13 protein-coding genes are annotated in these 17,291 nt (G+C 56.3%); 6 read left to right on the forward strand and 7 right to left on the reverse strand.

Annotated elements, in window-relative coordinates:
- Window positions 1-14: 14 nt before the first annotated feature.
- Complete coding sequence (gene dprA, locus PKY88_07945; GenBank protein ID HOQ05127.1) at window positions 15-1,181, reverse strand: DNA-processing protein DprA; 1,167 nt, start codon at window positions 1,179-1,181, stop codon at window positions 15-17.
- 231 nt (window positions 1,182-1,412) lie between these two features.
- On the opposite strand from dprA, the gene PKY88_07950 reads away from it, so the two are divergent.
- The 5 genes from PKY88_07950 (at window position 1,413) to PKY88_07970 (ending at window position 8,665) form a co-directional block, all read left to right on the forward strand.
- Entirely contained in the window at window positions 1,413-2,783 is a 1,371-nt protein-coding gene (locus PKY88_07950; GenBank protein HOQ05128.1) for an efflux RND transporter periplasmic adaptor subunit, read from the forward strand.
- The gene (locus tag PKY88_07955; protein ID HOQ05129.1) at window positions 2,773-3,528 is read left to right on the forward strand and encodes an ABC transporter ATP-binding protein; all 756 of its coding nucleotides are present in this window, start codon (window positions 2,773-2,775) and stop codon (window positions 3,526-3,528) included. The genes PKY88_07950 and PKY88_07955 overlap by 11 nt, the downstream gene beginning before the upstream one ends.
- Window positions 3,525-4,784, forward strand: a complete 1,260-nt coding sequence (locus tag PKY88_07960; GenBank protein HOQ05130.1) for an ABC transporter permease — start codon at window positions 3,525-3,527, stop codon at window positions 4,782-4,784. Before PKY88_07955 ends, PKY88_07960 begins: the two co-directional genes overlap by 4 nt.
- Window positions 4,777-6,393, forward strand: a complete 1,617-nt coding sequence (locus PKY88_07965; GenBank protein ID HOQ05131.1) for a TolC family protein — start codon at window positions 4,777-4,779, stop codon at window positions 6,391-6,393. Before PKY88_07960 ends, PKY88_07965 begins: the two co-directional genes overlap by 8 nt.
- Window positions 6,394-6,655: 262 nt before the next feature.
- The gene (locus PKY88_07970) at window positions 6,656-8,665 is read left to right on the forward strand and encodes a TonB-dependent receptor (protein HOQ05132.1); all 2,010 of its coding nucleotides are present in this window, start codon (window positions 6,656-6,658) and stop codon (window positions 8,663-8,665) included.
- Window positions 8,666-8,681: 16 nt separating this feature from the next.
- Here the strand turns inward: PKY88_07970 and PKY88_07975 are convergent, their stop codons facing one another.
- Genes PKY88_07975 through PKY88_07985 form a run of 3 tightly spaced genes read right to left on the reverse strand, consistent with a single transcriptional unit; the run spans window position 8,682 to window position 12,159 of the window.
- Window positions 8,682-9,662, reverse strand: coding sequence for an ABC transporter permease (locus tag PKY88_07975; protein ID HOQ05133.1), 981 nt, complete (start codon window positions 9,660-9,662; stop codon window positions 8,682-8,684).
- Window positions 9,659-11,158, reverse strand: a complete 1,500-nt coding sequence (locus PKY88_07980; GenBank protein HOQ05134.1) for a sugar ABC transporter ATP-binding protein — start codon at window positions 11,156-11,158, stop codon at window positions 9,659-9,661. The genes PKY88_07975 and PKY88_07980 overlap by 4 nt, the downstream gene beginning before the upstream one ends.
- An 11-nt stretch (window positions 11,159-11,169) precedes the next feature.
- Window positions 11,170-12,159 (reverse strand): substrate-binding domain-containing protein, encoded by a 990-nt coding sequence (locus PKY88_07985; protein ID HOQ05135.1) that lies wholly within the window; start codon window positions 12,157-12,159, stop codon window positions 11,170-11,172.
- 176 nt (window positions 12,160-12,335) lie between these two features.
- Between PKY88_07985 and PKY88_07990 the strand changes: the two genes are divergently transcribed.
- Window positions 12,336-14,291 (forward strand): sialate O-acetylesterase, encoded by a 1,956-nt coding sequence (locus PKY88_07990; GenBank protein HOQ05136.1) that lies wholly within the window; start codon window positions 12,336-12,338, stop codon window positions 14,289-14,291.
- Window positions 14,292-14,320: 29 nt separating this feature from the next.
- Here the strand turns inward: PKY88_07990 and PKY88_07995 are convergent, their stop codons facing one another.
- Genes PKY88_07995 through hemB form a run of 3 tightly spaced genes read right to left on the reverse strand, consistent with a single transcriptional unit; the run spans window position 14,321 to window position 17,290 of the window.
- Window positions 14,321-15,292, reverse strand: a complete 972-nt coding sequence (locus PKY88_07995) for a hypothetical protein (protein HOQ05137.1) — start codon at window positions 15,290-15,292, stop codon at window positions 14,321-14,323.
- On the reverse strand, window positions 15,289-16,320 hold the full coding sequence (locus tag PKY88_08000) for a radical SAM protein (GenBank protein ID HOQ05138.1): 1,032 nt from the start codon (window positions 16,318-16,320) through the stop codon (window positions 15,289-15,291). The genes PKY88_07995 and PKY88_08000 overlap by 4 nt, the downstream gene beginning before the upstream one ends.
- Window positions 16,313-17,290: a porphobilinogen synthase gene (hemB, locus tag PKY88_08005; protein ID HOQ05139.1), complete on the reverse strand. Its 978-nt coding sequence runs from the start codon at window positions 17,288-17,290 to the stop codon at window positions 16,313-16,315. Before hemB ends, PKY88_08000 begins: the two co-directional genes overlap by 8 nt.
- Between the last annotated feature and the right edge of the window lies 1 nt (window position 17,291).

Raw genomic sequence — 17,291 nt, forward strand, 5'->3', positions numbered from 1 at the left:
GAAAAAAGCGGCAATTAACTCCCTCTTTTGACAAATACGCTGCCGGGCAGCTGCTTGACGATGCCCTTGAGCTGAAGACTGATAAGGGCGGCGTGCACCTGGCCTGCGGGAACCTCGACAGAGGCAATGATTTCTTCGATATGAATTGGGGTTTTGTCAAGAACGGCAAAAACGGCCTGCTCAGAATCGGACAGATTGAGTTGAGAAATGTCAAAAAGGGTCGTCTGCACTTTTTGGGCGGCCTGCTCCGCCTTTTTCTGCACGTGCTCTTTCAACCCCTGCCCCACAATCCCCAGCGTATCCATAATTTCTTCTACGCTGTCCACAAGCCGAGCTCCCTGCTTAATCAGTTCATGCGGGCCTTTGCTGGTGGGGCTGTCTATCCGGCCGGGCACGGCCATCACCTCCCGGTTGTATTCCAGAGCGGCCTTGGCGGTAATCAGAGCCCCGCTGCGGGGGGCGGCCTCCACAACGATAACCCCCATCGACAAACCCGCAATAATGCGGTTGCGTCCGGGGAAGTTTTCGGAAAGCGGCTCGTAGGTCATCGGCAGTTCGCTGAGCACCGCCCCGTTTTCAGCAATTTTGTCAAACAGGTTTTTGTTCTCCGGCGGAAAGCAGTGTGCCAGTCCGCATCCCTGCACGGCAATTGTGCGGCCCGATGCACTCAAAGCGCCGCGGTGCGCTGCACTGTCGATGCCGCGGGCCAGCCCGCTGACAATGGTCAACCCTGCGGAGGCCAGCAGGTGCGCAAACCGTTCGGCCTGCTCAATGCCGTAATGGGTGCCGTGGCGGCTGCCGACGATTGCTGCGGCCAGACTGTCGCTTCGCTGGAGCGTGCCCTTGACATAGAGCACCGGCGGCGGGTCATCGACGGCCTTCAGGGCAGGCGGATAGACCGGGTCGTCCCAATGGAGAATGCGGACACCGTGTGCCTCGGCGGTCTGCATTTCTTTTTGGGCATCGAAGAGGCGCCGCGTGCGGGCGATTCGCTCGGCCGTGTGCGGACCAATCCCTTCAACCTGACAGAGCGAATGCACCGAAGCACTGAAGATGCGGTCAAATGTGCCGAAATGCTTCAAAAGACGCCCGAACAAAATCGGCCCGACTCCTTCGGTATGACGAAGCCGAAGCCAGTTTTCAATCCCTTCGGAATGGGTTGTCGGCCGCTCTTCCTTCATCGCCCCTTCCTTCTGTTTTTGCCCCCCAACTCTACCCTCGCCGCCCAAAAACGCAAGCAAAAAACGTTCATATCACGTTGGAAAATTAGAGAAGACAATTTGATGAAAAGACAATTCGTTGCAAAATTCAATATTTTCTGTAACAATGGTAAGGATTGACCGTCTAAAGAGCGGGAATCTTGTTATCTGCGGTGCAAGCCGGCAACTTGAATCCAAAAAGGACTCTCAAACGTGAAAAAGAAACAGAAAGTCATCCTGTTTGTCGGGATTGGCCTGGTTCTTCTGATTTCCTGCTGCGGCCTACTTTCGCATCAGATGAAAAAGAAGGCCCTGGCCAAAACGACGCTGAAGGTACGCACGGAAATTGTGAAACGGGGCGAACTGGTGGAAACAGTGAACGCCCCCGGCGAGATTGAACCGCGAACGAAGGTCGATATCAGCGCCAAGGTGTCGGCCCGCATCACGGAACTGCCCTACAAAGAAGGCGAAACCGTCACGGCAGGCAACCCAAACGCCAACCCGCCGATTCCGCCGTCTGTGCTGGTGCGGCTGGATGACCGGGATATGGTCAGCCGACTGAACAGTGCTGAAGCAACCTATGAAGCTCAAAAGGCCCAGATTGAGGTCGAAAAGGCCCGGATTTTCAGCCAGCAGGCCTCACTGGCAGGGCAAAAGAGCCGTCTGGAGCAGGCCCGTCAGGACTTCGAACGCCAGAAGAAACTCTTCGAAAGTCAGGACATCAGTCAATCCGCCTATGACCAGGCCAAAACAACCTTTGAGGAATTGCAGGCCCAGGTCGAGGCCGCCGAGAAGAACCTTCAGGCCGCTCAGCTGAATCTGGTTGTAATGGAACACAATCTGCGGGCGGCCCAGGCCCGTGTGGAAGAGGCCCGCGAAGCCCTCAGTTATACTACGATTACCGCTCCAATGGACGGCGTAATCACCCGCCTGAATGCCGAGGTCGGCGAAGTCGTAATGACCGGCACAATGAACAATCCCGGCACGGTGATTCTGACAGTGGCGGACCTGTCGCAGATGATTCTGAATGCGCAGGTCGATGAAAGCAACATCGGACGGGTCCAGGTCGGCCAACCCGCCAAAGTCCACGTCCAGGCCTTCTGGGAGGAGGAGTTCAAAGGCACCGTACACTCCATCGCCCTGACCAGCAGCCGCTCCACCACCACCGGCGCCAAATATTATGAAACAAAGATTCTGCTGGAAGGGGACGTGGGCAAACTGTACACAGGTCTGACGGCCGATGTGAACATCGAAGTCGCCCGCTATCAGGGTGTTCTGCTGGTGCCCAGCCAGGCGGTGCTCGAACGCCGAATCGATGATTTGCCGGAGGAGGTCCGCAAAAACAACCCATTGGTGGACCCCAAAAAATCGTTCCTGACGGTGGTATTTCGTCTGGCAGACGGCAGAACAAAAATTACACCGGTGCGCGTCGGCCCCAGCGATTTGCTCAATACTATCGTTGAAGCGGGACTGACCGAAGGCGACAAGGTCATCACCGGGCCATATAAAATCCTCGAAACCCTTCAGAACGATATGCCTGCAGAAGAAATCGCCGAATCGCAAGAGCCGCCCCATGAGTCCTAATGACGTTCTGATCTCTCTGAAAAACATTCATCGCCGCTACCGCGTCGGAAGCGAGACGGTACACGCCCTGCGCGGTGTCAATCTGCAGGTGCGGCGCAACGAATATGTGGCGATCATGGGCCACAGCGGCTCCGGCAAAAGCACCCTGATGAATATCATCGGCTGTCTGGACCGGGCGGACGAAGGCACCTATGAGCTCAACGGCATCCTCACCACGGAAATGAGCGGCGCCCAGCTGGCCCAGATACGAAATGAACAGATCGGATTTGTGTTTCAATCGTATGAGCTGCTCCCGCGTCTGAATGCCCTGAAAAATGTGGAGCTGCCTTTGCTGTATTCAAAGGTCGGTTTTTTGGCCCGCCGGCGTCTGGCGGAGGAGGCACTCGAACGGGTGGGACTGGCCGAACGGATGCACCATCGGCCCAACCAGCTCAGCGGCGGCGAAAAACAGCGCGTGGCCGTTGCCCGTGCGCTGGTCGCCCGCCCCAGTCTGCTCCTGGCCGACGAGCCCACCGGTAACCTCGACACCCTAACCAGCCAAAGCATCATGGCCCTGTTTGAAACGCTTTATCAGCAGGGACAGACCATTATTCTCGTTACACACGAGGCGGATATCGCCTGCCATGCCAGACGCATCGTTCGAATGCGGGACGGGCAAATCATCAGCGACCTGCCGGTCGAACAGGACCCGGCCTGGATTCTGCTGCACCCCACAGGGGCTGCACCGAAAAAGGAGGACCGATGAAAACGCTGCTGCTGCCCCCGCTGCTGTTCCTGCGTCTGCTGCTCCAGAGCATCCTGCTGGCCTTAGGACAAATCTGGGTCAACAAAACCCGCGGCCTTCTGACAACGTTGGGTATTATCATCGGTGTGGCCTCTGTGACGGCCGTTGTGGCCGGCATGAACGGGATGAATGCCATGATTATGGAGAACTTTGAGTTCTTCGGCACAAAAAAAATCTTTCTCTGGCCCCAGCGGCCTCGAACGGGTCCTCAGAAAAACGCCGACTGGTGGGAAATCCGCTTCCGTCCCGAACAGTTTGAAGGAATCCTCGAGCATTGTCCTTCGGTGGAATACCTGACGCTGATGAGCCGAGTGGGCAGTATGACCGCGCGCTACAAAGACCATACGGCGGAAAACGTCCAGGTCACGGGCGTCGAGGAAAGCTGGTTTAAAATTGAAAACCGCTCCATCAGCCGCGGCCGTCCCTTTTCCTATCTCGACCAGCGTCAGGCACGCCGAGTCTGCGTCATTCCCCAGAAACTCCAGGAAAAACTGTATCTGGACCGCGACTGCATCGGGCAAACCATTCAGCTGGATTACCATACGTTTCTAATCATCGGAATCGTCGAAGAACGGCCCCGGGCTTTTTTTGAAGGACAGGGAGACCGCATCGAAGTCTTTATCCCCTTCCAGACGGCCCAGTCGATACGGGAATCCTGGATTGAAGCGATGGCCGCCTGCAAAAGTACGGATTTAGCCGAAGAGGCCAAGGCGGAACTGACCTTCTTTCTGCGGAAAATGCGAAAAGTCCCGCCGGGTGAACCCGACAACTTCGGCGTTTTCTTTATGGAAAGCGAAGTGGCCAAGGTGCGTTCCATGATGACCATGCTGCGACTGGTTGCGATAGCCATCGTAAGCATTTCGCTTGTCGTCGGCGGAATCGGGATTATGAATATTATGCTCGTATCCGTCTCGGAGCGGACCAGGGAAATCGGTCTGCGCAAGGCCGTCGGAGCCAAGGCATCCGCCATTCTGATGCAGTTTCTGGTTGAAGCCGTTGTACTCTGTCTGATTGGCGGACTGATTGGGCTGGGTCTGGGGCATCTGCTGGCCAAGATTATCTCGCAGACCGCCGGCTTTCTGGCCAAAGCCCAGGTCCCCGGCTGGGCGACCCTTCTGGCCGTGGGCTTTTCTACCGCCGTCGGCATCTTTTTCGGAATGTTTCCGGCCGTCAAAGCGGCTCGTCTGAATCCCATTGAGGCCCTGCGTCATGAATAAAAAGCCCTTTTTGCTCGGATGGATTGTCGGACTGCCTTTTGTCCTGCTCGGCTGTGATACTACCCCCGAACCGGTTTCGTTTTACGAAGCAAAGACCAAACCGGAAAAACTTCGACAAATTGAACCGCTGATTCTTCCGGCGGCTGAACCGAATGAACAGCCCCAGCCCGCGGCTCCGCTGCCGGAGGAAATCCGGCTGACCCTCGAACAGTGCCGGGCCTGGGCACTGGAGAACAATCTCGGGCTGAAGGCCGAACTGCTCAGTCCGACCATCGCCGCCGAAGCCCTCAGCGCTGAGGAAGCCAAATTTGAGGCATCGTTCTTCAGCCGCATTCAGTATTCCAAAACAGACCGGCCAGTCGGAACCGCCCTTTTTGTCCAGGGCTCCAGCACCGAATCAGGCACGGTAGATTTGGGCGTTCAGATGCCGCTGCAGACGGGCGGCACCCTGACGGTGGATTTGGTGGACAATCGAACCCTCACAAACCAGACTTCATTTTTCCTGAATCCTTCCTACACCAGCGCTTTGAGCTTCTCCATCAGTCAGCCGCTGCTGCGGAATGCCGGGCATCGGGCCTCTATGCATTCCATCCGGCTCCGCCGGTACGATCAGCAGATAGCCGAGGCCCGAACAAAACTGGAGGTCATCTCCGTTCTGGCGGCGGCGGATCGGGCGTATTGGCGTCTGGCGGCGGCCCGCAAGGAACTGGAGGTCCGGCTTCAGCAGTATGAACTGGCCAAGGCCCAACTGGAGCGGGCTCAGCGGATGGCGGCGGCAGGCCAGACAGCCGAAGTGGAAGTCCTTCGGGCTCAGGCCGGAATCGCCTCCCAGGCCGAGCAGATTATTCTGGCGGAAAACAACCTTCGGGCCCGTCAGCGTGAACTGAAAAGAATCATCAATCAGCTGAATCTGCCGGTACAATCAGCCGTGCGGCTGATTCCGGCCACCGAACCGGATTTGGTTCGATACGAACTGGATGCAAAAGATTTAGTCGCCAAAGCAATCGAAAACCGAATGGAGCTGCTGGAGATGGAACTCCAGATTGCCCGGCAGGTCAGCACCATTGACTATTTGAAAAATCAGGCCCTGCCGGTCGTCAACCTCGAATATACCTACAATATCAACGGATTAGGCCCCACCCGAAACGACTCCTATGACCTGCTGCAGGAAAACCGCTTTGCCGACCACCGACTGGGACTGACGATGCTGATTCCGCTGGGCAATGAAGCCGCCAAAAGCACCCTGCGAGCCGCCTTTTATCAGCGGATGCAGCTTCTGTCTACGCGGGAAAACCGCAAATCACTGATTGAGATGGAAGTGCTCAACGCCGTCGATCAGGCCCAGGCCGGCTGGCAGCGGATTCTGGCCGCCCGCCAAAATGTTCTGCTGGAGGCCCGGCTGGTCGAAGCGGAAATCCGCCAGTTCGAAAACGGTCTTCGAACCTCGACCGATGTCCTGGAAGCCCAGGCTCGTCTGGCCAATGCCCAAAGTGCCGAAATCCGCGCCGTCACGGAATATCAAATCTCCCTGGTAGATTTGGCCTATGCCACCGGCACCCTGATGGGAGCCGCCAAAGTGGATTGGGAGCCCGCCGCCCTTCGCCGATAGCCCCCCTTCCTCAGTTCCGATAATCAGAACAAGTCTTCGGCCCAGCCGCATACGCGTTTTTCATTTTTTCAAAACGACATCGGTTTTCAAAAAACCGGAAAATTATCGGCTCCCGGGGGCATTTTAAAAATTCTTCCAAAAACAGCTGTCCCGCTTAAGAGAGAAAAAACACAGACCGATACACATATCGTCTAAAAAAAGGAGCTAATAGGAAAACCTCCTCTTCTCGACTTCTTTGGGCTTTGAAAAGCAGGAGACAAAATTGAAGCGATGGAAAGGAATTTGCTGTTTTCTTCTGGGCACAGCGCTGGCCTGTGCAGCCGCTGAAACAAAGGAAACCCTTTCGACTCAGACGGACCTGTTCGAACTGCCGCTGGAAGCTCTGATGGAAATTGAAATCACCTCCTCCGCCCGCCGACCCCAGTCTATCAGCCGCGCCTCACGGGCCGTCTATATCCTCACCGCCGAGGATATCCGGCAGGCCGGCCCGACCCGCATTGACGACCTGTTCCGGATGGTTCCCGGAATGGATGTATTCCAAACCAAAGGCCTGGTTTCAGCCGTCGGCAGCCGCGGGTATGTCAAATGGAACAATGAACGAATGCAGATTCTCCTGGACGGACGGCCCTTGTATGACCCCTATCTGGGCGGAGCCCTTTTTTATCTGCACCCGATTTTCCTGGAGGAAATCGAACGCATTGAAGTCATTCGCGGGTCCGCCGGTGTGGCTTGGGGCGTCAATGCCATGAACGGCGTCATCAATATCATCACCAAAAAAGCCGCTGACACGCAGGGAGGACTCGCCTATGCCGCTGCCGGCAATAACGGTCTGATTCACAGTTTCCTCCGGTACGGCGGGACGGCAGACAATGTCTCCTGGCGGGCCATGCTCGGACACCTGGCCAACGACGGATTTGTTCGGGAAAACGGACGCCGAGTGCCCGATGACTACAGCGCCTTCCTGAGCACAGGCCGGGCGGAAGTTCGATTGTCCGAAGACTCGACCCTGACGTTGACAGGCGGACATCAGAACGCCTACTCCAACAACGAAACGCTGGATTATTTCAATATCCAGTGGGAGAAACGGCTGGAGGACGGAAGCGTCTGGCAGATACGCTGGACGGAAAGTTATATCTTCCGCTGGGACCAAACGAACTACTACTCCGGCTCGAACAACTGGCTTTACAACCGGGCGGATATCCGTTCCCGAGAAGAAATTCTCGAAATCCAGCATAATTACCAGACCGGCCGGCATAATATCGTCTGGGGAGCTGATTTCACGCGGGACATCTACCGCAGCCATCCGCTCAATGACCAGAAGAATACCATTCCGGAGGATTTCGATAACAATCAGGGCAGCGTCTTTTTTGAAGACGAAATCACGCTGGCTGATAATCTGTGGCTGACACTCGGCTGGCGAGGGCATTACAACCAGCTGACCCATTTTGACTGGGCGGCCAACAGCGCTCTGGTCTGGGAGTTTACCCCCAAACATTTCCTCCGCGGAGCCGTTGCCCGTTCGTTCCGCCGCCCGACCCTCTGGCAGATGTTCCGCTGCGGACCGCTGAAATATAAAGGCACAGATGGGTTCCCTGACGGAACCATCCTGATCGGCGAGGGAAATGACTCGCTGGATAACGAAACGATGATTTCCTATGAACTCGGTTATCGCGGTCAGTGGGCCGACAACCTGTCCGTTAATATCGAGGGGTATCTCAATCAGGACAAGGATATGATGGCCCTTGATAAAGCCCTCGTACAATATACCCCAACCTGGCCCCCCGACTGGTCAGATACCGATTGGTATGACCAGTGGAAAAACATATACGATGTTACGACATATGGTCTGGAAAGCAGCATCGAATGGGAGCCGACGAAATGGTGGCTCGTTCGGGGATTTCATACCTATCTCCATCAAACCAGACGCAATGAGCTGACCAACTGGCGAACCGGTGAAACCGGCATTATCTTAAGTCCCAAGCATCGTGTCGGTCTGACAAACCGCTTCAAACTGGATGAAGTCACCACGCTGAACACCCAGCTGTACTGGACCGACACCGCCACTCCATACCTCGAATACATTCCGGGCAAGCCCTTCTGGCGGCTGGATGTCCGCCTGGCCCGGCGGCTCTGGAACGACCGGGCGGAAATCGCCGTTGGAGGCATGAACCTGCTGGACCGCTCTCACCCCGAAGGCGGCTACGACTGGGGAACCGACCGGTATAACGAGGTGCCTCGACAATTGTACATCGAGTTTTCCTGCCGATTCTAACCTGACAGTCAACGACTTACGCCTGGCGTTTGGTTGCCAGCTGGTCGGCCGTCACAGCCAAGACGATAATCGCCCCGATGACCACCAGCTGAACATTCGTGGAAATATCCAGCAGCGTCAGACCGTTCCGCAGGAAACTGATCAGCAGGGTTCCAATAATGGTACCGGTCAGGGTGCCTTTCCCGCCGCTGGGCGAGCAGCCCCCGATAATCACGGCGGCAATCACATCCAGTTCAAGAGATATGCCCGCTGTGGGCTGGGCGGAGCTGGCCCGGCTGGTGGTAATCATCGCGGCCAGGCCGGTACAGGCCCCTGTCAGAGTATAAATGACCGTCAGAATGCGAGGCACGTTAATGCCGACATGAAACGCCGTTTCCGGATTGGAACCCACCGCATAAACATAGCGTCCAAAGGGGGTATAGTTCAAAAGGAAGGCCGCCGCCGCAAGCACCAGCACCAAAATCACAACTGATGCGGGGAACGGCCCGATTGTACCGATATCCAGAAAGGTATAATCCGACACGGCAAACGGCTTGCCGTCATTCATCAGATAGGTAATCCCCCGGAAAATGCTCATTGTGCCGAGCGTGACGATAAAAGGCGCCAGTTTCAGCCGCGTAATCAGCGTTCCGTTTATCCAGCCGCATAAAGCTCCAAAGAGCACGCCGACAACCGTTCCCCAGAACATCGCTGACGCCGTCAGAGGGACATAATTGCCCGCCGCAATCTGCTGCCAGGAAGCCCCGCTGAGAAACAGCATCGCCGCCGAGCCGACCATCCCGCACAGAGCCAGCATCGACCCGACCGACAGGTCGATTCCGGCGGCGATAATCACAAAGGTCATCCCCGCCGCCATAATACCGTTGATAGAAGAACGGCGGAGAACATTGCTGAAGTTTCGGAAAGACAGAAAGTTATCGGGCTCCAGAAAACTCCAAAGCGAAATGATAAAAATCAGCGAACAAAACGGCAGCAGCTGTTTGGCAAAACGATTCATCGTCTGGGCTCCTCCACGGCGGCATAATGCATCACTTCTTCCGGGGTGGTTTTTCGGGTTTCCAGGTCGGCGACAAGACGTCCGCGGCGCATCACCAAAATGCGGTCGCAAAGGCCGAACAGTTCCGGCAGCTCGGAGGAAATCATCAGAATGGCCTTGCCCTGCTCGGCCAGGTCCGCCAGCATCTGATACACGTCTCGTTTGGCCCCCACATCGATTCCTCGTGTGGGCTCATCGAAAATCAAAAACTGCGATTGAGCCATCAGCCAGCGGGCAATCAGCAGTTTCTGCTGATTGCCTCCGGACAAATCCGCCGCACGCACGCCGGGCGATGACCACCGAACGGATACTTTCCGCCCATATTCCTCGCAAACCGCCTGCTCTTTTCGCAGACGCAGAAGATACCGCATTCCGATGCGGGGATAGTTCGGCAGCGTCATATTCCAGCCGGCCGGCAGAATGGTGCACAGCCCGGTGCGTTTGCGGTCTTCGGTCAGATAGGCAATGCCCTGCCGAATGGCCTCGGCGGGCGATGAAATCACAAGCGGTTTGCCCTGCCAGCGGAATGTTCCCTGCAACAGCGGCTGAACCCCGAACACGGCGCGGGCCGTCTCCGTGCGTCCGGCCCCGACCAGCCCGGCCATTCCGACTATCTCGCCGGACCGCACCGCAAAAGAAACCCCTTCGATTCCCTCCGCCGTCTTCAGATTGTCCGCCTCAAAAAGCACTGCCCCCGGATTCGAGCGGCGGACCGGATAGTAGTCTTTCAGCTCCCGACCGACCATGTGCCGAACTACCGTCGGAATATCCATCTCGGATGCCGGAGCCGAAGCCGCCACGGCTCCATCCCGCAAAACGGTAATCTCATCGGCCAGACGAGCCACCTCTTCCATCCGATGAGAAATATAGATAATCGTCATCCCCAGCCCGCGAAGACGGCGGATAATCTCAAACAGCCGCTGTGCTTCGGCCTCCGTCAGCGAGGAAGTCGGTTCATCCATCACAAAAATCCGCGCGCTGCGCATCAGGGCTTTGAGCAGTTCGACAATCTGGCACTGTCCGGCCGTCAGGGTCCGAACGGGAGCCAGCGGATTCAGGTCAAACCCATAAAGCCGGCACTGCCGGACCGTTTGGTCTATCATCGCCTTTCGATTCAGAATGAACGGAATGCGTCCCCGGATTTCACGTCCCAAAAAAAGATTTTCCGTCACCGTGAGGTCTTCGGCCAGATCCAGTTCCTGATACAGCATCGAAATGCCGGCCTCCAGGGCATCCCGCGGGCCGCTGAAGGTTCGCTTTTGTCCATCCAGATAAATCTCTCCTGCATCGGGCTCAAACACGCCGGCCAGAATCTTCATCAGCGTGGATTTGCCGGCGCCGTTTTCCCCGCAGAGGGCGTGAACCGTACCCGGGCGAGCGGTAAAAGTAACTCCCTGCAGAGCCTTGACCGGGCCGAAGGTCTTGACGATATTCCGCATTTGCAGTTCGCCCGCCAAACGCCGCCTCCTTACAGTCCCAACGCCGCCGGAAATTTCTGCTTCATCTCTTCGAGATTCTCCCGCTCGACAATCATACTTTCAATCGGAACCTGTTTCGGAACCGATCGGCCCTCCACGGCCTCAATTAAAATCCGAACCCCTTCGTATCCAATCGCAAAGGGGTTCTGCACCACGAGGGCCTCAACCCCTCCCTTTTCAATCCCTTCCAGCACCACCGGGTCCGAATCGAAGCCGACCATTTTCACCTTGCCGAGCAGCTCCTGGTTCTGCAGGGCCTTATAGGCCCCGACCGTTGTCGGCTGATTAACGGCAAAAAGGCCGATGACATCCGCATTGCGCATCAGCATATCCACCGTCTTCTGGCGGGAATCTTCCACCGTGCCGAGTGTGTACTGTTCCGCGGCAATCTGCATCTGGGGAAATTCGCGGGCCAGAGTCTCCCGAAATCCCTGAGCACGGGCGTCGGTCGAGGCGGAGTTTTGAATAAACTTCGTCAAAATCACTTTGCCTCTGCCGCCGCAGGCCTGCGCCAGCCGACGAGCGGCCTTGGCTCCGCCCAGATAATTATCGGTAGCCACAAACGACACATAATCCGCCGGGTCGGCCTCTACCGCTGAGTCGATAATCACGCAGGGAATGCCGGCGGCTTTGATTTTCTGCACGGGACGAGCCAGGGCTTTGGCATCGTTGGGCCCCAGGACAATCCCGACAACATTCTTTACAACGGCGTCTTCAACCGCCTGGATTTGCTTTTCCCGGTCGCTTTCCTGTTCCGGACCTGTCCAGGAAATGAGATAGCCGCGTTCCTGAGCGGCTTTGGCGGCCCCCTGCCGCACAACCTCCCACCACATCGAAGCTGTTCCTTTGGGAATAACGGCAATCGTTTTGGAAATGGACGCCCTCTGACGCAGCAGATTGATTTTGCGAACCACACCGGAAATGAAAAATACAGCCGACAGGCCGAGAATCAAATAAACCGCTGTCTGACGCCATTTCATAAACCGCTTCCTTTCGCTCAAACAAGACCGGCGATACTTTACAGCAGCCGGCACGATTCTTCAAGAAGGAATCACACAATCGACTTATAAATATCTGCTTGATGTCCCTTTCCAAACAAAGTAGAATGACCGGTTGTCAAACAAAACTTTTTCCTGTTTTAACAAAGGAGCATTGTATGAAAACTTGGAAGAGGTTCGAAGGGATTTTGATTGCGGCCGTTCTGGCAAATTTCTGTTCAGCCGATGTCCGTCTGCCGGCAATTCTGTCCGACAACATGGTTCTTCAGCGCAACAGTGAAGTCGCCATTTGGGGCTGGGCTGACCCGGATGAGTCAATCACCGTCACCCACACCTGGAAGCCGGAAGTTCAGGTCAGCCAGACTGTAAAGGCCGGACCGGACGGGACCTGGAAAATTATCCTCAAAACCGGTGAAGCCGGCGGGCCTTATACCCTGACTATTCAGGGGAAAAACAAAATTACAATTCAAAATATCCTGCTCGGCGAAGTGTGGTTCTGCTCCGGTCAATCCAATATGGAATGGCCGACATCCAGAATAGAAAATGCCGCTCCGGAGATTCAGGCGGCGGCCAAGTATCCCCAAATCCGGCTCTTCCAGGTTGATAAAGCCGCGGCTCCTACCCCGCAGCCGGACTGCAGCGGCCAATGGAAAGTCTGCTCACCGGAAACCGTTTCGTCCTTTTCCGCCATCGGGTATTTGTTTTCCCGCATCCTCTGTGATGAACTCAAAGTACCTGTCGGAATGATCGGAACCTATTGGGGCGGAACCCCCGCCGAAGCGTGGACAAGCCGGGATGCCATTCAGTCTTTCCCGGAATTCGAACCGCAATTGAAAGAATTGGACCAAATTAAGCGTCCCATCCTGACCGGTGCTCAGATTCGCCAGCTCCAGCAGGACTGGAACAGCCAAATCATCCAAAAGGAACCCGGTCTGCCCGGACAATGGTATTCGGAATCGTACGACGACAGCGGCTGGAAAGCAATGCCTGTACCGGGTCTCTGGAATCAGGACGGTCTGGATAAACTGGACGGAATCGTCTGGAACCGATACACCTTCACGCTCCCGGCCGACTGGACGCAAAAGGAGCTGGTTCTTGAACTGGGACCGATTGACGACGTCGATATAACCTGGCTGAACGGCGTAAAAATCGGCCAGACCGATTTTTACAACATCCATCGCCGTTATGGCATTCAACCGGGCACAGCGCGGGCGGGCAAAAATCTGCTGGCCATTCGCATCTGGGACCATATGGGCGGCGGAGGTTTATACGGCCAGCCTGACCAAGTGCGGATTTACCCGAAGGATGAGCCGGACAAAGCCGTTTCGCTGGCCGGAGAATGGAAATACAAGCTCAGCATTTCCTACAACGACCTGCCCGGCTATATGGACCTGAGACCGCTGGACCAGAATCTGCCGACGGTACTGTACAATGCGATGATTGCCCCTTTGATTCCTTACGGAGTGCGCGGGGCCCTGTGGTATCAGGGCGAATCCAACTGCGGCCGGGGCGAACAGTATAAGCGGCTCCTGCCCGCTATGGTGCAGGACTGGCGAAAGAAATGGGGACGCGGTGATTTCCCCTTCTATTATGTCCAGATTGCTCCTTATGATTACGGCAATCCGGATGACCCAACCAGTGCTCTCTTGCGGGAAGCCCAGTTCCACATTCTATCTCTCCTGAACAACAGCGGCATGGCCGTGACAATGGATATCGGCAATCCGAAGGACATCCACCCCACCAACAAACTGGATGTCGCCAAACGGCTGGCTTTGTGGGCATTAGCCAAGACATACGGCCGGGAAAATCTGGTTTATTCCGGGCCGCTTTATCGGGAAATGAAGATTGAGGGCAATAAAATCCGGCTCTTTTTCGACCATGTCGGTTCAGGACTTACGGCCAAGGGCGGGCCGCTGACACACTTTGCCATCGCCGGAGAAGACCGCAAATTTGTTCCGGCTGCGGCAGTCATTGAAGGGGACACGGTGGTGGTTTCCAGCCCGGACGTACCCAAACCCGCTGCCGTCCGATACGGATTTACCAACTCGGCCCAGCCGAATCTGTTCAACAAAGAAGGGCTGCCCGCCTCTTCCTTCCGAACAGACAGCTGGTAATCCCCATCACGAACAAAAACAGGAACCCGTCAGGCAAAATCAAGCCGGACGGGTTCTTTTTTTATTTCACGAACGGTTCTCAATATCACCCAATCACCCGGTCCTGCCGCCTTTTCGGCCTGTTTAATCCAGCCGTTCAGCTCCTCCTCACTGCGGCAGTGTACCATCGCAAACAGATTATACGGCCAGCCCGGAAAAGTTCGCCGCTGATAGCAGTGGCTCACCTGACGGAACGAAGCCAGCGAGGCACCGGCGGCTTCAATTCGGTCCTCCGGGACCTGCGCACAAACCATCGCATTGACAGCAAAACCGAGCCGATAATGATTCAGCACAGCGGCAATTCTCTTCAAAATCCCTTTGTGCATCAATTCCTGAACCGCGTCCAGACAATCCATTTCCGCCATCTCGGGGCACTGGGCGAACGGATGCGGAACAACCGGAAAGTCGCTCTGCAGAAACATCAAAACCCGCTTTTGCCGCTCGTTCAGTTTCACCGGTTCTGATGGTTGAAAACCGGCGTCCGCTCTTTCATCAGCCGGCGGGGCCGCCAGAAACCGCACCTGAAGTTTAAACATCCGGATTGCCGGCAGAGCATAAAAAACAAGGCCGCAGCGGCTGGACAAGTCGGCCAGAGTTTGCTGAATCTGTTCCTCCGACTCCGCCTGCAGCGTAAACCAGAGATTAAACAAGTGGTCTCTTATGTATTGATGAGAAACCCCCGGCAGCTCCCGGACGAGCGTGTTAACCTGCTCCATTCGGTCGGGCGGTACTGAGGCCGTCACAAGACAGGCCGTTCTGCCCAACAAGCGATAATCGAGCTGCCCTCGAAACCGGCGGATGAGGCCCTGCTTTTTGAGCCTTTCAATTTCCTCCAGAACCTGCTGCACGGAACAGCCCAATCGCCGGGCAATGGAATGATACGGTTCTGCGATGACCTCAATGCCCCCTTCGAGAACGGCCAGCACCTCTTTTTGAAAAGCGGTCAGTGAGTCGCTGCTCATAGCTTCCGTTCCTCGATATTCTGGGCCAGCCGGCAGACCGGGTCCTGCTGGAGATAATCGCCGTAAACCGCCAGTGCCCGGGCTCGACAGCCGCGGCACACCGTCAAATACGCACAGTTCCCGCAGGCCCCCTTGTAGCCGTGCAGATTTCGCAGACGGCCGAACAATTCCGACTCCCTCCATATTGACGCAAAATCTCTTTGGAGCAGATTGCCTGCGGAAACCTCCAGAAACCCGCAGGGCTGCACATCCCCCCGCCAGTTAATAAAGACAAAATCTTCTCCCGCCAGACAGCCGGGCACTCTCTCGGCCTTCGGCAGGTTCTGCTGTCGGCACACACGGGCAAACTGCGGCCCGCAGGTGAGCCGAAGTTCAATCGACAGCCGACCTTTCATCCGGCTCAGATGCTCCAGAAGAGATTCATATTCCTGCGGTTCCAGAAGCAGGTCTCGAATGGACTCGCCCCGCCCGACAGGCACGAGAATAAAGGGATTCCAGCAGAAGGCCCCTAATTCCTCCGCAAGCCGGGCAATCCGGTCCATCTGCTCCAGATTCCGTTTGGTAATTGTGGTGTTAATCTGAAAATCCAGCCCCGCTCTGCGGGCGGTCTGAACGGCCTTCATTGTCGTCTGAAAAGCCCCCGGGCTGTCCCGAAAGGCATCATGCGTCTGCGCATCCGCACCGTCCAGCGAAAAAGAAATCGACAACAGCTCCGCCTTTTTGAGCCGTTCGGCGGCCGCCTCATCCAGATACCAGCCGCAGGTTGCCGCCGCCATCCGCAAGCCCGTCTGCCGGCCCGCCTGAAGAATCTCAAAGAAATCCGCACGGGCCATCGGCTCTCCTCCGGTCAGAATGACCACACAGTGCCCAAAGGAGGCCAGCGACCGCAGGATGGAGATGCATTCCTTCGTGGTCAAAGCATCCTCCTTATGCCCGTCGGCAGCCGCGCGGCAGTGCCGACAATGAAGCGGACACCGCCGCGTAATCTCAAAGGCCGCAATCCGAGGTTTTCTCAAGGGCTTATCCATTCAGCACTGCCGCAGCTTCTTTGGCAAAATATGTTATTACAAAATCCGCACCGGCACGTTTAATCGCCAACAGGGTTTCGAGCATGGCTTCCCGTCGGTCCATCAGTCCCGCCTTTGCGGCCTGGTTGACCATCATATACTCCCCGGAGACATTGTAAGCCGCCAGCGGCACATCAAATCGCTGCCGAGCGGCGGCAATCACATCCAGATACGCCAGCGCCGGCTTAACCATCACCATATCCGCCCCTTCTTCTATGTCGAGGGCTATCTCCCGCATCGCCTGTCGCACGGAAGCCGCCGGGTCCATCTGATACGTTTTGCGATTGCCGAAGGCCGGGGCACTGTCGGCGGCCTCCCGAAACGGCCCGTAGAAAGCCGATGCATACTTGGCGGCATAACTTAAAACAGCCGTCTCCGAAAATCCCGCCTCATCGAGCGTCTGGCGAATCATCCCGATTCGTCCGTCCATCATATCCGACGGAGCCACCACATCCGCTCCGGCACGGGCATGAGCCAGGGCCGTTCGAGCCAAACACTGAAGAGTCTGGTCGTTGTCAATTTTTCCATCGCGGATGAGGCCGCAGTGGCCGTGCTCCGTATAGGCACACAGACAAACATCCGTAATGACCAGCAAATCCGGTACGGCCTTCTTCACAGCACGAACGGCCCGGCAGACCGCCGAGTCCTCCGACCAAGCCTCCGACCCCTGCGCATCCTTTCGCAAAGGCAGACCGAACAAAAGAACGGCCGGAATCCCCAACTCGCAGATTTCCTGTGCTTCCCGCACAAGGGTATCCGGTGAAAAGTGAAAACAGCCGTCCATGGAAGGAATGGGCTTTTTGATATTTTCGCCCGGACAGACAAAAAGCGGAGAAACCAAATCATTCACGCTCAGCCTGGTTCCGGCAGTCAGACGACGCATAGCCGAACCGGCCCGCAGACGACGCATTCGCATTTGAGGAAATCCCATA

The sequence above is a fragment of the Anaerohalosphaeraceae bacterium genome (genome assembly GCA_035378985.1).
Classification (GTDB): Bacteria; Planctomycetota; Phycisphaerae; order Sedimentisphaerales; family Anaerohalosphaeraceae; genus JAHDQI01.

Bases quoted from the DNA above. Each gene is read 5' to 3' on its own strand.
- PKY88_07965 (HOQ05131.1), top strand. From the start codon at position 4,777: ATGAATAAAAAGCCCTTTTTGCTCGGATGGATTGTCGGACTGCCTTTT.
- PKY88_07975 (HOQ05133.1), bottom strand. From the start codon at position 9,662: ATGAATCGTTTTGCCAAACAGCTGCTGCCGTTTTGTTCGCTGATTTTT.
- PKY88_07995 (HOQ05137.1), bottom strand. From the start codon at position 15,292: ATGAGCAGCGACTCACTGACCGCTTTTCAAAAAGAGGTGCTGGCCGTT.
- PKY88_07990 (HOQ05136.1), top strand. From the start codon at position 12,336: ATGAAAACTTGGAAGAGGTTCGAAGGGATTTTGATTGCGGCCGTTCTG.
- PKY88_07960 (HOQ05130.1), top strand. From the start codon at position 3,525: ATGAAAACGCTGCTGCTGCCCCCGCTGCTGTTCCTGCGTCTGCTGCTC.
- PKY88_07985 (HOQ05135.1), bottom strand. From the start codon at position 12,159: ATGAAATGGCGTCAGACAGCGGTTTATTTGATTCTCGGCCTGTCGGCT.
- PKY88_07955 (HOQ05129.1), top strand. From the start codon at position 2,773: ATGAGTCCTAATGACGTTCTGATCTCTCTGAAAAACATTCATCGCCGC.
- dprA (HOQ05127.1), bottom strand. From the start codon at position 1,181: ATGAAGGAAGAGCGGCCGACAACCCATTCCGAAGGGATTGAAAACTGG.
- PKY88_08000 (HOQ05138.1), bottom strand. From the start codon at position 16,320: ATGGATAAGCCCTTGAGAAAACCTCGGATTGCGGCCTTTGAGATTACG.
- hemB (HOQ05139.1), bottom strand. From the start codon at position 17,290: ATGGGATTTCCTCAAATGCGAATGCGTCGTCTGCGGGCCGGTTCGGCT.